At 54.1% G+C, this 14,488-nt stretch carries 11 protein-coding genes and 1 other annotated feature; of the genes, 3 read left to right on the top strand and 8 right to left on the bottom strand.

The features are described 5' to 3' along the window. Positions 1 to 7: 7 nt before the first annotated feature. Entirely contained in the window at positions 8 to 1,660 is a 1,653-nt protein-coding gene (ushA, locus tag JSN25_RS11070; RefSeq protein WP_121528694.1) for a bifunctional UDP-sugar hydrolase/5'-nucleotidase UshA, read from the bottom strand. A 174-nt stretch (positions 1,661 to 1,834) separates the two neighbouring features. On the opposite strand from ushA, the gene JSN25_RS11065 reads away from it, so the two are divergent. Further along, complete coding sequence (locus tag JSN25_RS11065; RefSeq protein ID WP_038638381.1) at positions 1,835 to 3,055, top strand: MFS transporter; 1,221 nt, start codon at positions 1,835 to 1,837, stop codon at positions 3,053 to 3,055. Between the two features lie 225 nt (positions 3,056 to 3,280). Next, on the top strand, positions 3,281 to 4,960 hold the full coding sequence (ybaL, locus tag JSN25_RS11060) for a YbaL family putative K(+) efflux transporter (protein ID WP_042310032.1): 1,680 nt from the start codon (positions 3,281 to 3,283) through the stop codon (positions 4,958 to 4,960). Between the two features lie 89 nt (positions 4,961 to 5,049). On the opposite strand, the gene gsk is transcribed toward ybaL, so the two are convergent. Then, entirely contained in the window at positions 5,050 to 6,354 is a 1,305-nt protein-coding gene (gsk, locus tag JSN25_RS11055) for an inosine/guanosine kinase (protein ID WP_038638375.1), read from the bottom strand. A 151-nt stretch (positions 6,355 to 6,505) separates the two neighbouring features. On the opposite strand from gsk, the gene aes reads away from it, so the two are divergent. Next, a complete protein-coding gene (gene aes, locus JSN25_RS11050) occupies positions 6,506 to 7,465 on the top strand; it encodes an acetyl esterase (RefSeq protein ID WP_204524934.1) in 960 nt (319 codons plus the stop codon). Here the strand turns inward: aes and hemH are convergent. The 6 genes from hemH to dnaX all read right to left on the bottom strand — a co-directional run bounded on the left by hemH (position 7,462) and on the right by dnaX (position 14,387). Next, positions 7,462 to 8,424, bottom strand: a complete 963-nt coding sequence (gene hemH / locus JSN25_RS11045; protein ID WP_137346929.1) for a ferrochelatase — start codon at positions 8,422 to 8,424, stop codon at positions 7,462 to 7,464. The genes aes and hemH overlap by 4 nt on opposite strands. Positions 8,425 to 8,605: 181 nt before the next feature. After that, positions 8,606 to 9,250 (bottom strand): adenylate kinase, encoded by a 645-nt coding sequence (adk, locus tag JSN25_RS11040; RefSeq protein WP_003021773.1) that lies wholly within the window; start codon positions 9,248 to 9,250, stop codon positions 8,606 to 8,608. Between the two features lie 231 nt (positions 9,251 to 9,481). Then, complete coding sequence (htpG, locus tag JSN25_RS11035) at positions 9,482 to 11,356, bottom strand: molecular chaperone HtpG (RefSeq protein WP_085047620.1); 1,875 nt, start codon at positions 11,354 to 11,356, stop codon at positions 9,482 to 9,484. 110 nt (positions 11,357 to 11,466) lie between these two features. Next, positions 11,467 to 12,072 (bottom strand): recombination mediator RecR, encoded by a 606-nt coding sequence (recR, locus tag JSN25_RS11030; RefSeq protein ID WP_003021767.1) that lies wholly within the window; start codon positions 12,070 to 12,072, stop codon positions 11,467 to 11,469. After that, the gene (locus JSN25_RS11025) at positions 12,072 to 12,401 is read right to left on the bottom strand and encodes a YbaB/EbfC family nucleoid-associated protein (protein ID WP_003021764.1); all 330 of its coding nucleotides are present in this window, start codon (positions 12,399 to 12,401) and stop codon (positions 12,072 to 12,074) included. Before JSN25_RS11025 ends, recR begins: the two co-directional genes overlap by 1 nt. A 57-nt stretch (positions 12,402 to 12,458) precedes the next feature. Further along, the gene (dnaX, locus tag JSN25_RS11020; RefSeq protein ID WP_085047621.1) at positions 12,459 to 14,387 is read right to left on the bottom strand and encodes a DNA polymerase III subunit gamma/tau; all 1,929 of its coding nucleotides are present in this window, start codon (positions 14,385 to 14,387) and stop codon (positions 12,459 to 12,461) included. Next, positions 13,062 to 13,126: a sequence feature (DnaX frameshifting element), on the bottom strand. Its footprint overlaps the gene before it by 65 nt. Positions 14,388 to 14,488: the final 101 nt, after the last annotated feature.

Below are 14,488 nucleotides of genomic sequence, written 5' to 3'. Positions count from 1 at the left end.
CGCCCTGTTACTGCCAGCTCACCTCGCCCTTCGGCTCATACGTACTGGCATCCAGCGGTGAGTTTTTCTGCACGTACTCTTTCAGCACTTCCGCATCGATAAACCCGGTATTCACATAGCCTGGCTTGTTATCAATTCGCGGATAGCCATCGCCGCCGGTGGCGTTGAAGCTCAGCGTTGCCATGCGATAAGTTTTAGCCAGGTCAACCGGTTCGCCTTTGATTTTCAGATCGTTAAGTTTACCGTCTTTCGCCACAAAGCTGACGTTGGCAAACTGCGGATAAGCCCCGGAGTCCGGCTTCATTTGCGCCACGGCGGTCAGGTAGTCAATCACCTCTTTCCCGCTCATGTCGGCATACACCACAATATTGCCGAACGGCTGCACCTTCAGCACGCTCTTATAGGTAATATCGCCGCCTTCAATGGAATCACGAATACCGCCACCGCTCATCACGCCAAAGTCAGCGCTGGTCCGCGCCATTTGCGCAGCCAACAGCAGGTGCCCCATATTGGTCTGTACGAAACGAACTTTGCTACGATCACCTTCGAGGCGCGCATTGACGCTACCAATCTTCACGTCCAGTTGCGCTTTACCTTTATTCTGGAATGGCGTCAGCAGCGAGAGCATTTGCTGATTCTCAGCAATTTCCGGGGTGTAGAGTACGCGCTCACTTTTACCGTTATCCCAGGTCACTTTTTTCTTCAGGTTGACGGGGATGAGCTGGTAGTTCACCATTTTCATTTCGCCGTTACGAAACTCAAAATCCGCCCGGCCCACGTATTTCCCCCACTCATGCGCTTGGACAATCCAGATGCCATTTTGCTTATCTGGCGCGCACGGCGTGCCCGGTACGTAATCAACCTGCTTCTTGTTTTCCGAGGCCATACACACCGGATCCTGTGAGTGACCACCCACAATCATTGCCAGCGAACCCGCCGGCAGGCTACGCGCCATCTCTACGTCGCCAGGGGCGTTCGAGCCGTGATTGCCGTTGTCATAATGACCCATATGGGTGGTCGCAATAATGATGTCTGGCTTTTCACCCATATTGAGTTCCTGGATGACCAGTTTGGCTTCATCGGCAGGTTTACGGAATTCGATATCGGTGAAAAACTCCGGGTTACCAATTTTCGCCGTATCGTCAGTGGTTAAACCGAGTACGGCAATTTTTAAATCCTGACGCTTAAAGATGGCCCACGGCTTAAACAACCGCTCGCCGGTGCTTTTCTGATAGATATTGGCCGAGAGAAACGGGAATTTGGACCATTTTTCCTGCTGGCGCAGCACGGTTAGCGGGTTATCAAATTCGTGATTGCCAACCGCCATCGCGTCATAGCCAATCAGGTTCATGCCGCGAAAATCAGGTTCCGCATCCTGAAGATCGGATTCCGGTACGCCGGTGTTAATATCGCCGCCGGAAAGCAGCAGCAGGCTTCCCCCTTCTTCCGCCACCTCTTTACGAATACCATCCACCAGCGTTTTTTGCGCCGCCAGCCCGTATTCCCCATATTCACTGCGCCAGAAGTGGCCGTGATGATCGTTGGTATGCAGAATGGTAATTTTGTAGGTTTTATCTTTTTCGTACGCCTGCGCAGGCTGACCTGCCAGCGCAAATGCGGCGAATAACGCCAGCGCCACGCCCCGCTTTAAAAACTTCATATTTCTCTCCCTGAGCCAAAATCAACGACTGAAATTACAATGATATGAAATAATAGTCGAAAATGTTTTCAGAAATGAGACTTCCTTCAAACACCTTCCGCAGGTATGTTAGGCAGGTAATAATAACAAAATAGATTACCCTCATAATCGCAACCCAAACAGAAGTGACTTTCTATGGCAATAAGTGAACCAACCCCGCCAGTGGCTGGCGCGTCAGCGTCGGTTGCTAAAGCACGCACCTCATTTGGCATTTTAGGGGCGATCAGTCTCTCTCATCTGCTAAACGATATGATCCAGTCGCTGATCCTGGCGATTTACCCGCTCTTGCAGTCAGAGTTCTCGCTGACGTTTATGCAGATCGGGATGATTACGCTAACCTTCCAGCTCGCCTCCTCGCTGCTTCAGCCGGTTGTCGGCTACTGGACGGACAAATATCCAATGCCGTGGTCGCTGCCTATTGGTATGTGCTTCACGCTAAGCGGGCTCGTATTGCTGGCCATGGCAGGCAGTTTCCATATGGTATTACTCGCCGCGGCGCTGGTCGGTACGGGATCATCGGTGTTTCACCCGGAGTCATCCCGCGTGGCGCGAATGGCTTCCGGCGGTCGTCATGGCCTCGCCCAGTCAATTTTCCAGGTTGGCGGCAACTTCGGTAGCTCTCTCGGGCCCTTGCTGGCGGCTGTCATCATCGCGCCATATGGTAAAGGTAATGTAGCCTGGTTTGTGTTGGCCGCGTTATTAGCGATTGTGGTTCTGGCGCAAATCAGCCGTTGGTATGCCGCGCAGCATCGGATGAGCAAAGGAAAACCGAAAGTCACTGTTGTTAATCCATTACCGCGTAATAAAGTGGTACTGGCGGTTAGCATTCTGCTGGTGCTGATTTTCTCCAAATACTTCTATATGGCGAGCATCAGCAGCTATTACACCTTTTATCTGATGCAAAAATTCGGATTATCGGTACAAAACGCCCAGTTTCATCTGTTTGCCTTCCTGTTTGCCGTTGCAGCCGGGACCGTAATTGGTGGACCGTTAGGTGATAAGATTGGCAGAAAATATGTTATTTGGGGCTCTATCCTCGGCGTAGCGCCATTTACCCTCGTTTTACCCTATGCAACGCTGGAATGGACCGGGATTTTAACCGTGATCATTGGTTTTATCCTCGCATCTGCCTTTTCTGCCATTCTGGTCTACGCGCAGGAGCTGCTTCCGGGTCGTATCGGCATGGTTTCTGGGCTATTTTTCGGGTTTGCCTTTGGCATGGGCGGCTTGGGAGCAGCGGTTTTAGGGCTGATTGCTGACCATACCAGTATTGATTTGGTCTATAAAATATGTGCTTTCCTGCCACTTCTGGGGATACTGACCATATTCTTACCTGATAACCGACATAAAGCCTGATTTTCTGACGGCCAAAAGTAAACTTTGGCCGTCTTCACTTACAGAGACCATCAGCCTTTACTCCCCGCATACCCCTGTAGTTTTCCGATCCGTGCTTTTTTACGTCTAAAATCCCGTTTTCATCAAAATTCAATAATTATTCATAAACATAAACATTAAAATTGTCATAAACTATTACTCGGAATTTAGGTTTTCAGGATCAACACAGCAACCAAAGGAGACGGAATGCATCACGCCACCCCGCTTATCACCACCATTGTCGGCGGCCTTGTGCTCGCTTTTATATTAGGCATGATTGCCAATAAACTACGTATTTCTCCTCTGGTGGGATATCTGTTAGCGGGCGTTCTGGCCGGTCCATTTACACCTGGTTTTGTTGCTGATACCAAACTCGCGCCTGAACTGGCGGAGCTTGGCGTAATTCTGCTGATGTTCGGCGTGGGGCTACACTTTTCCTTGAAGGATTTGATGGCGGTAAAGTCCATCGCCATTCCCGGCGCGATTGCCCAGATAGCTGTGGCGACGCTACTGGGTATGGCGCTTTCAGCGGTGATGGGCTGGTCGCTAATGGTGGGTATCGTCTTTGGACTGTGTCTTTCAACCGCCAGTACCGTAGTGCTACTGCGTGCGCTTGAGGAACGGCAGCTTATTGACAGCCAGCGCGGGCAAATTGCTATAGGCTGGCTGATTGTTGAAGATCTGATGATGGTGCTGACGCTGGTTCTTCTGCCCGCCGTCGCCGGAATGCTGGAAAAAGAAGATGTCGGCTTTGCATCGCTGGCCGTCGATATGGGCATTACCATTGGTAAAGTGGTGGCGTTTATCGCCATTATGATGCTGGTTGGCCGTCGCCTGGTACCGTGGATCATGGCGCGTAGCGCCGCCACCGGTTCACGAGAGCTGTTTACTCTGTCAGTCCTTGCCCTGGCATTAGGTATCGCGTTTGGCGCAGTGGAATTGTTCGATGTCTCCTTTGCTCTGGGCGCGTTCTTCGCTGGCATGGTGCTGAACGAATCCGAACTGAGCCACCGTGCGGCACATGACACCCTGCCGTTGCGCGATGCGTTCGCCGTATTGTTCTTTGTATCCGTTGGTATGCTGTTTGATCCGTTAATCTTGATCCAGCAACCGCTGGCGGTACTGGGTACGCTGGCGATTATCGTCTTTGGTAAATCCGTTGCCGCTTATTTCCTCGTGCGCCTGTTTGGCCACTCCCAACGTACAGCGCTCACCATTGCCACCAGCCTGGCGCAGATTGGTGAATTTGCCTTCATCCTGGCGGGTCTGGGAATGGCGCTAAACCTGTTACCGCAGGCAGGGCAAAACCTGGTGCTGGCGGGAGCTATTCTGTCGATTATGCTCAATCCGGTACTGTTCGCGGTGTTAGAAAAATATCTCGCGAAAACCGAAACGCTGGAAGAGCAGACGCTGGAAGAAGCCATCGAAGAAGAGAAACAAATTCCGGTGGATATCTGCAATCACGCCCTGCTGGTAGGCTTTGGCCGCGTCGGGAGTCTGCTGGGCGAAAAATTGATGGCTGCCGGGATTCCGCTGGTGGTTATCGAAACCTCACGTACGCGGGTGGATGAACTGCGTGAGCGCGGGATCCGCGCGGTGCTGGGAAATGCCGCCAACGAAGAGATAATGAATCTGGCGCATCTGGATTGCGCGCGCTGGCTGCTGCTGACAATTCCAAACGGCTATGAAGCCGGTGAAATCGTCGCTTCCGCTCGCGAAAAGTGCCCGTCGATTGAGATTATCGCCCGCGCGCATTATGACGATGAAGTGGAATATATTACCGACCGCGGGGCCAATCAGGTCGTCATGGGCGAGCGTGAAATCGCCCGCACTATGCTGGAGCTGATTGAAACGCCACCTGCCGGCGACGTTGCTACTGCCAGTTAATATTACGTGCCGGATGGCGCTACACCATCCGGCCTACGTATTCCCACACCAGAGTAAGCCCGATAAGCGCAGCGCCATCGGGCCAGAACTCAGCGGTCCCAGTACGACTCTTCGAGACTGTCTTCACGTTCTGGCAAACCGCGCGTCAGGCGTGGTGAATGTTGATTCAGCACCTGATAACTCACGCGATTAGCATATTTACATACCTGGGCTAACGACGAATAGGTCAGCCAGGTGAACTTGTGCTTGCTGGAGTTAGGCACGTTGCTGCGGTGGTAGCTGTTGGCGGTAATATCATGCAGCAATGCCGCCAGCGCGCCGTCGCCAGCGCCGTTGGTGTTCATGATCTTTTCAGGCCCGCCCATATACGGTGCGATGTGCGAATACACGCGCAGCGGATTAGTACAGTCTTTATGGCGCATGGCGCGGCTGAATTCATACTGGTTGAATTCGGCAATAGCCCCTGGCAGCAGCGGATGCTGGGTTTTACGTTTGGCTTCTTCTTCCGTAAAGCCCGCCATATACAGACCTGCCGGACCCGCAGTGCACAGCACCAGATCCACCCAATCCAGCGCTTTGTCGGACGCCAGCAGCGGATCGTTCTCGCCGGTCAGTGCTTCGGCCTCTTCTTCATTCATCGCCAGAATGGAGACATGCTCTTTCAGGAATGCCTGCCACCACTGTGGGTTATCGGCAATAACAAATTTGGTACCCAGCGTCAGAACCACCGGCACATTGTGTTTTTTGGCATATTCAATCGCCTTCATGGTCGCTTCCGGCATCGGCTCGCCCGGTTCGCAACGCACCAGATAGGAGGTCAGCACCAGCGCGGAGGCCCCGGCAATAACCGCCTCAGGGATGCTATCCGCCCGCAGCTTATTCATATGTCCGGGGCTGATAGCGAACGTGCGCTCACCGGATTCACCAATCAGCGTAAAGCAGCGACCAATCGGTCCATTAACGCCCTGCAGATAGTTCAGATCGGTACGGCTGGAGGTATTACATAAATAACGGTACGCGTAGCTACCAATCTCGATATTGCTGCACATCACGCCCAGCAGCACCGAGCGGTCATCTGCCAGCACGGAGTAGTTGTGCATCGTGTTACCGATAGTTCCACCGGCAAACTGATGAGTGATCAAATTGTCACGTACCAGTTCCTGGTAGAGCGCTTCGGCGACATCGTCTGTAATCACCAGAGAGTGCCCGGCGCTTAATCCATAACGCTTTACAAAGTCATCATTAACTTTGGCTTCAATATCTACCAGCGTCTGGTCGATACCCACCACCCAGGCTGCGCTGGTTTCATTTTCAGGCTGAATCTGTTGCAGCAACGGATCGCGCGCGCTGACAGGAAAATAGTGTTTGGATTTACGTTTACCGGGAAATTTCATGGTCGATTTTACGGGTGATTAGCTGAGCGGTGCATGGTAGCACATTCCCCTGTACGCATGCGATGCGGCGCTGAGTTTCAATATCGGACGGTGGGATCGCAGTTTATACGGGGGTAATTTCTACAATAAATCACCTTCACAAGGAGCGTTTATGAAGCCGGAAAATAAGATCCTCGTACTCGACAGAATTTCAGACGAAATGAAAACCGTGGTGAATTTTCATCGCGACGATCTGCCGCCCTGGCCCGCCGCCGATGACATCATGGCCCAGCGCCAACACTATATCCACGAACGGCAATTGTGGAATGCCGATGCCCCGCAGATGAATACCCGAGAATGCGTCATTTCTACCGCGCGCGGCCCCGTTGCCACGCGAATTTATTCTCCGCAACCCCATAGCCAGGCCACGCTGTATTATCTGCACGGCGGCGGTTTCATTCTTGGTAATCTGGATACTCACGATCGCATTATGCGCTTACTGGCGCTTTACACACAGTGCACGGTAATTGGCATCGACTATTCTCTCTCGCCGGAGGCTCGTTTCCCACAAGCCATCGAGGAGATTGTCGCCGTCTGTCAGTATTATCACCAACACGCGGGCGACTATTCTTTGAATGTGGATCATATTGGTTTTGCCGGTGATTCCGCTGGCGCGATGCTGGCGCTTGCCAGCGCGTTGTGGCTGCGGGACAAACAGATTGCCTGCGGCAAAGTCGCTGGCATATTGCTGTGGTATGGACTTTACGGCCTGCAGGATTCGCCCAGCCGACGGCTGATGGGCGGAGCGTGGGATGGTTTATCGCGGGAGGATCTGCAGATGTACGAAAACGCGTACCTGCGTAGCGCCGACGATCGCGAGTCACCGTATTATTGCTTATTCAATAACGACCTGACGCGCGACGTGCCACCGTGTTTTATCGCCGGCGCGGAGTTCGATCCGTTGATTGACGACAGCCGCTTATTATTTCAGACGCTACAGGCACATCAGCAGCCCTGCCAGTACAAAATGTACCCCGGCACGCTGCACGCCTTCCTGCACTACTCGCGGATGATGAAAACCGCCGACGATGCCTTGCGGGAGGGCGCGCGTTACTTCAAAGCACAACTTTAACGATAGGCTGCGGTCAGTTTAACCATCATTTCGATATGTTCCGGTGTGGCGTTCAGCGCCGGAATATACTCATACTGCTGGCCGCCAGCCTCGAGGAAAATCTCCCGGTTTTGCACCGCGATCTCTTCCAGCGTTTCAAGGCAATCTGCCGCAAAGCCCGGACACATAACCTGGATATGTCGAATCCCTTTCTCCGCCAGCATTTTTAACGTTTCGTCGGTATACGGCGTTAGCCACGGTTCGCGACCAAAACGCGACTGGAAGGTCATCATCACTTTTTCCGGCGGCAGGCCAAGCGCAGAGACCAGCTCACGGGTCGTATCGCGACAGCGCTGCGGGTAGTCATCGCCTTCGTCGGCGTAACGTTGTGGAATCCCATGGTAGGAGAGCAGCAGTAAATCGGGTTCGCCGTGTTTGGCGAAGGAGTCACGGGCACTTTTTGCCAGCGCGTCAATATAAGCGCTGTCATCGGCGTAATCACGAATAAAGGAGATGCCGGGAATACCGCGTTTACGCGCCAGGATGCGCGCGAGTTCATCCCACACCGCCGCCACCGTCGAACAGGAATATTGCGGATACAGGGGTAACACGACAATGTGTTCAACGCCACTTGCCAGCAGTTCGTCGACTGCGCTTTCAAGCGAAGGCGAGCCGTAGCTCATGCCCAACGCAACAGGCGTATTGGGCAGGCGTTGTGCCAGCGCCTGTTGTTGTGCCTTGCTGTAGACCATCAGCGGCGAACCCTCTTCCATCCAGATTGACTGGTATAGCTTTGCCACGCGTGGCGCACGCAGCGGCAGGATCACCCCACGCAGCAACGGCCACCACAGCAGGCGGGAAGTATCAACTACACGTTGATCGCTTAAAAACTGGCGCAGGTAGCGTTTAACAGCTTCAGGAGTGGGGGCATCGGGGGTGCCGAGGTTTGCCAGCAGGATACCGGTTTTCGTCTGACGCATTACCGCCTCTTATCGATTCAAATTGTTGATAATTGTAGCGGAAAAGTGATGAAGAAGAACTAATTGCTGCGAGAGGTAAGACGTGAATTTGCCTGATGGCGCTGCGCTTATCTGGCCTACAAAAAAATCATAGGCCGGATAAGGTGTTTACACCGCCATCCGGCATTGACTGCGCTAAAACTTAACCGAGGATTTTTTCCAGCGCTGCGCGCACGTCAGCAACAGCCTGAGTGCCATCAACTTTCGCGTATTTGGTGTTACCCGCCTGCGCTTCTTTAGAGTAGTAGCCGATCAGCGGCGCGGTCATCTGATGGTATTCCACCAGGCGCTTACGTACGGTCTCTTCCTGATCGTCTTTACGGGTGGTCAGCTCTTCGCCGGTTACGTCGTCTTTACCTTCAACCTTAGGCGGGTTGAATTTGATGTGGTAAACGCGGCCAGAAGCAGCATGTACGCGACGCCCCACGATACGGTCAACGATCAGCTCGTCAGGTACGTCGAACTCCAGAACGTAGTCCACGTTGATACCTGCTTCTTTCATGGCGTCAGCCTGCGGAATAGTACGCGGGAAGCCATCGAGCAGGAAACCATTACGGCAGTCTTCCTGAGCAATACGCTCTTTTACCAGCGCAATCACCAGCTCATCAGTCACCAGCTTACCGGCGTCCATGATGTCTTTCGCTTGTTTGCCCAGCTCGGAGCCAGATTTCACGGCGGCACGCAGCATATCACCGGTGGAGATTTGCGGAATACCATACTTCTCCATGATGAACTGAGCCTGAGTTCCTTTACCCGCGCCCGGAGCGCCAAGCAGAATGATACGCATTACGAAAATCCCCTTAAAGGTTGTCGATATTTTTTAAAAAGCGCTAAACGATACCACCATCACGCAATTGGCTCAAGGAAGACGCCCGACGCTGAAACGGTTAATGGAGGGAAAATTGAAAATAAGGAGTGAAATTACCGGATGGCGGTGTACACACCTTATCCGGCCTACGAGTAAAAGATATGGTAGGCCGGATACGCGTTAGCGCCATCCGGCATTAGATGATGGCTATCAGGATACCAGCAACTGGTTCATACGGCGGATGAACTGGTTCGGATCTTCCAGCGTGCCGCGTTCGGCGAACAGAGCCTGATCCAGCAGCAGTTCAATCCACTCTTTAAACTGCGTTTCGTCCTGGGTATCCGCCGTGCGTTTTACCAGCACGTGGTCCGGGTTAAGTTCAAAGATATATTTCACGTCCGGTACGGCCTGACCCGCAGCAGCGAACAGTTTCGCCATCTGGGTGCTCATTTCATCCGCATCGGTGGTGACGATGGCCGGCGTGTCGGTCAGACGGTGGGTCAGACGCACTTCTTTGACGCGATCGCCCAGCAGCGTTTTCACGCGTTCAACGAACGGCGTCAGCGCTTTTTCCGCTTCTTTCGCGCTCTCGTCCACTTCATCCGCCAGCTTATCGATGGACTCGTCGGCTTTCGCAACGGACTGGAACGGCTTGCCGTCGAACTCGGTCAGGTAGTTCATCATCCACTCATCGATGCGGTCAGAAAGCAGCAGCACTTCAATGCCTTTCTTACGCAGCAGTTCCAGGTGCGGGCTGCTCTTCGCCGCCGCATAGCTGTCTGCAGTGATGTAGTAGATTTTCTCCTGCCCTTCTTTCATGCGGGAGATATAGTCTTCCAGCGACACGGTCTGTGCGGAGGAGTCTGTGTGCGTAGACGCGAAGCGCATCAGCTTAGCGATAGTTTCCTGATTAGCGTGGTCTTCCGCCGGACCTTCTTTCAGCACCAGGCCGAACTGTTTCCAGAAGGTCTGGTATTTTTCGGCATCATCTTTCGCCAGTTTTTCCAGCATCTGCAACACGCGTTTGGTCAGCGCGCTGCGCAGGTTACGGGTGACGGTGCTGTCCTGCAGGATCTCACGGGAAACGTTCAGCGGTAGATCGTTGGAATCTATCAGGCCGCGCACAAAGCGCAGGTAGTTCGGCATAAACTGCTCGGCGTCGTCCATGATGAACACACGCTGAACGTACAGTTTCAGACCATGCTTGTGATCGCGGTTCCACATATCCCACGGCGCCTGCGACGGAATGTACAGCAGGCTGGTGTACTCCTGCTTACCTTCCACACGGTTGTGGCTCCAGGTCAGCGGGTCAGTGAAGTCGTGGGCAATATGCTTGTAGAATTCGTTGTACTCGTCATCTTTGATTTCCGACTTGTTACGCGTCCACAGCGCCTGCGCCTTGTTGATCTTTTCCCAGGAAACCACGGTCTCGCCGTCTTTCTCTTCGGATTTTTCGATCTCTACCGGCAGCGCGATATGGTCGGAATATTTGCTGATGATGGAACGTACGCGCCAGTCATCAAGGAACTCGTCTTCGCCTTCGCGCAGATGCAAAGTGATTTCGGTGCCGCGATCGTCTTTGGTGATGTCGGCAACGGTGTATTCACCTTCGCCCGCAGATTCCCAGAACACGCCGTTCTCAGGTTTGTCGCCCGCCGCGCGGGTACGTACGGTCACTTTATCGGCCACGATAAACGCCGAGTAGAAGCCAACCCCGAACTGACCGATCAACTGGCTGTCTTTCGCCTGATCGGAGCCCATGGATTCGAGGAAAGATTTGGTGCCGGATTTCGCAATGGTCCCCAGATGATCGATGACGTCATCACGGTTCATCCCCACGCCGTTATCAGCAATGGTCAACGTACGCTTATCTTTATCGAAGGAAACACGCACACGCAGTTCACCGTCCCCCTCGTACAGGTCCGGGTTAGACAGTGCGCGGAAACGCAGCTTGTCTGCCGCATCCGAGGCGTTAGAGATGAGCTCACGCAGGAAGATTTCTTTATTGGAATACAGAGAATGGATCATCAGATGCAGAAGCTGTTTTACTTCTGACTGAAAACCACGAGTTTCTTGTCCTTTCATGTAGATCTACCTCAACAATGCCATTTTCAATGGTAAAAACACGTTGAGGGTGAAATGGGGACAAGCGCGAAGGATTTCAAGCGGAAGCCGCCGTCGCGGCCTCCGTTTGTTCAGAATTTAATCTTGTGACGCCCGGCCAGAGAGTGCGACAGCGTGGTGCCGTCGACCATTTCCAGCTCGCCGCCGACCGGTACGCCATGGGCGATACGGCTGGCTTCAACGCCATACTGCATGCAAAGCTCAGCAATATAGTTGGCGGTCGCCTCTCCTTCGACCGTGGGATTGGTCGCGAGGATCAGTTCGTTGATTTGCTCAGACGCCAGTCGCTGTTCAAGGCGATCCAGCCCGATATCATCAGGGCCAATACCGTCCAGCGGTGACAGGTGCCCCATCAGCACGAAGTAACGTCCAGAAAATTGGCCGGTTTGCTCAATGGCATAGATGTCCGCCGGACTCTCCACCACACAGATCTGACCGTTTTCCTGGCGACGCGGGTTCGAACAGATATTACAGACATCCTGCTCTGTGAAGGTGCGGCAATCGGCACAGTGGCCGATTTCCGACATCGCCTTCGTTAACGCCTGCGCCAGACGCATCCCGCCGCTGCGATCGCGCTGAAGTAGCGTGAACGCCATGCGCTGCGCAGACTTCGGGCCAACGCCCGGCAGACAGCGCAGTGCTTCCATAAGCTGAGTTAACAGCGGGCTGGTTTGCATCAGAACGGCATCTTAAAGCCAGGCGGCAGCTGCATTCCGGAAGAAACAGAAGCCATCTTCTCTTTCTGCGTCTCTTCAATGCGACGCGCCGCGTCGTTGAATGCCGCAGCGACCAGGTCTTCCAGCATCTCTTTGTCGTCTTCCAGCAGGCTTGGATCGATCTCCACGCGACGGCAGTTGTGCGCGCCGTTGATGGTCACTTTTACCAGACCCGCGCCAGATTCGCCGGTCACTTCCAGCTTGGCGACTTCTTCCTGCATCTGCTGCATTTTTTCCTGCATCTGCTGGGCCTGTTTCATCAGGTTACCCAGACCGCCTTTACCAAACATAGGCTTCTCTCTCAATCACGTTAAGGGATGACGACCGTCCAACCATCAGGCTGACGATCAAATGGGGCGAATACTCTCTTCGTCCAGGTCTGCATCGAAAAAACGACGCAGCGTCTGAATGTTATTATCCGCAATAATCGACTCTCGCGCCTGCGCGAGTTTCTCTTCATAAATGGCCTGACGCCACTCCAGCGGCGTGCGCACCGCAGGATTATCATCTTCAACGATGGTCAATTCAACCGTTGACCCCGTTAAGGTACTCAATGCTTCGGCCAGTTTTTGCTGCGCGCCGCTGGAATTAAGATGCCGTTGCGAGGAACGCAGGTGCAGGCAAACCACGTTGCCATTCTCTTCTTTCCAGGCATTAAGCGCCACCTGCTCCACCAGTTTTGGCAGCGAAAGCTGGCTCACCTGAGCAGCCCAGGGGTCGCGCTCAATGGCTTCTGCCGCCAGCTTTGCCGCCAGTTCCGGCGTTTTTTCATGCTCAAGCGCTTTTTTCAACGCTTTCGGCGTGGCAATGGCTTCTTTAACTTCGGCTACGGGATTGGTCGTTTTCCAGCGATACGCTTCCTTCTTCGCCGGCGCTTTTTCCAGCGCAGAGACGGCCGGACGCGCCTGAACACGCTCCGACACCGAGGCCAGTCTTTCCAGCGCAGCATTATTCACCGGCCGCGCGCGGGAAGCGGCTGCCGGTTCACTCTTTTTTGGTTTGGTTGCTCCCTGAGCGCGTTGCAGTTGGCTGCGCGCCGCCAGCACCTGGCTGGTGGCCTCGGAGAGCGGCACATTCTGTTGCTGTTGCGCTGGCGCAGGCTGCTGAGGTACTTGCGTCGGGGTCATCACCGCAGTCGGCGCGACGGGGGCAAACGACTGGCGCGGGACTTCAGGCTCCGGCAGTGGCATGCGCGGATGAAAAGCCAGCGCACGCAGTAGCGTCATTTCGACGCCCATTCGCCTGTCCGGCGCATACGGCAGTTCTTTGCGCCCGATTAACAGGGTTTGGTAGTAAAGCTGTATGTCAGTTGGCGGAACGATTCGCGCCAGTTCGCGCATACGCTGTTCAATGGCGGCCATATCGCTGCCGAGCGCGGCGGGCGAAAGCTGTACCATAGCAATGCGATGCAGCAAAGCCGACATCTCAACCAGCAGCGCTTCCCATTCAATACCCCGCGCGGCGGCGTCGTTCACCAACGTCATAACGCGTTCGCCGTCAGCCGCGACAACCGCTTCAACAAGCGAGAGCGCCTGGTCATCGTCCAATGTGCCGAGCATGGTGCTCACCGCGTCGGTCGACACCTGACCATCGCCGCTGGCGATCGCTTGATCGGTAAGACTCAGCGCATCGCGCAGGCTGCCGTCCGCGGCGCGAGCCAGCAGTTGCAACGCGCGTGGCTCATGGGCGATATGCTCTTGTTTGAGGATATGCTCAAGCTGATGGCGAATCTGTTCAACATCCAACGCTTTAAGATGGAATTGCAGACAGCGCGACAGGATAGTCACCGGTAACTTCTGCGGATCGGTGGTCGCCAGCAGGAATTTAACGTGTGCAGGCGGCTCTTCGAGCGTTTTCAGCAAGGCGTTAAAGCTGTGGCGCGATAACATGTGCACTTCGTCGATCAAATAGACCTTAAAGCGACCGCGCGCAGGCGCGTACTGGACGTTATCCAGCAGGTCGCGGGTGTCTTCGACTTTGGTGCGTGAGGCGGCGTCGATTTCAATCAGATCGACAAAACGCCCCTGCTCGATTTCACGGCAGTTATCGCACACGCCGCACGGCGTGGCGGTAATACCGGTTTCACAGTTTAGTCCCTTCGCCAGCAAACGGGCGATAGAGGTTTTCCCGACGCCACGGGTGCCGGAAAACAGATAAGCATGATGAATACGCCCTAACGACAAGCCGTTCGCCAGTGCCGTCAGCACATGTTCCTGGCCGACGACGTCAGCAAAGGTTTGTGGGCGCCATTTTCGGGCTAAGACCTGATAACTCATTGGCAGGCTCTGAAAGGCTGGAGGGTGGATTCACAGGAGGATAATGCTAACACAACCTCGCAGCGACGGCGAGGTTGTGTGTCTCGGTATCTCTTCAGCCG

Origin of the sequence: Citrobacter cronae (assembly GCF_016893685.1) — a bacterium.
Classification (GTDB): domain Bacteria; phylum Pseudomonadota; class Gammaproteobacteria; order Enterobacterales; family Enterobacteriaceae; genus Citrobacter; species Citrobacter werkmanii.
The sequence above is the reverse complement of the archived record's forward strand: the minus strand, read 5'-3'. Positions and strand labels throughout refer to the sequence as shown.

Bases quoted from the DNA above. Each gene is read 5' to 3' on its own strand.
- ushA (WP_121528694.1), bottom strand. From the start codon at position 1,660: ATGAAGTTTTTAAAGCGGGGCGTGGCGCTGGCGTTATTCGCCGCATTT.
- JSN25_RS11065 (WP_038638381.1), top strand. From the start codon at position 1,835: ATGGCAATAAGTGAACCAACCCCGCCAGTGGCTGGCGCGTCAGCGTCG.
- ybaL (WP_042310032.1), top strand. From the start codon at position 3,281: ATGCATCACGCCACCCCGCTTATCACCACCATTGTCGGCGGCCTTGTG.
- gsk (WP_038638375.1), bottom strand. From the start codon at position 6,354: ATGAAATTTCCCGGTAAACGTAAATCCAAACACTATTTTCCTGTCAGC.
- aes (WP_204524934.1), top strand. From the start codon at position 6,506: ATGAAGCCGGAAAATAAGATCCTCGTACTCGACAGAATTTCAGACGAA.
- hemH (WP_137346929.1), bottom strand. From the start codon at position 8,424: ATGCGTCAGACGAAAACCGGTATCCTGCTGGCAAACCTCGGCACCCCC.
- adk (WP_003021773.1), bottom strand. From the start codon at position 9,250: ATGCGTATCATTCTGCTTGGCGCTCCGGGCGCGGGTAAAGGAACTCAG.
- htpG (WP_085047620.1), bottom strand. From the start codon at position 11,356: ATGAAAGGACAAGAAACTCGTGGTTTTCAGTCAGAAGTAAAACAGCTT.
- recR (WP_003021767.1), bottom strand. From the start codon at position 12,072: ATGCAAACCAGCCCGCTGTTAACTCAGCTTATGGAAGCACTGCGCTGT.
- JSN25_RS11025 (WP_003021764.1), bottom strand. From the start codon at position 12,401: ATGTTTGGTAAAGGCGGTCTGGGTAACCTGATGAAACAGGCCCAGCAG.
- dnaX (WP_085047621.1), bottom strand. From the start codon at position 14,387: ATGAGTTATCAGGTCTTAGCCCGAAAATGGCGCCCACAAACCTTTGCT.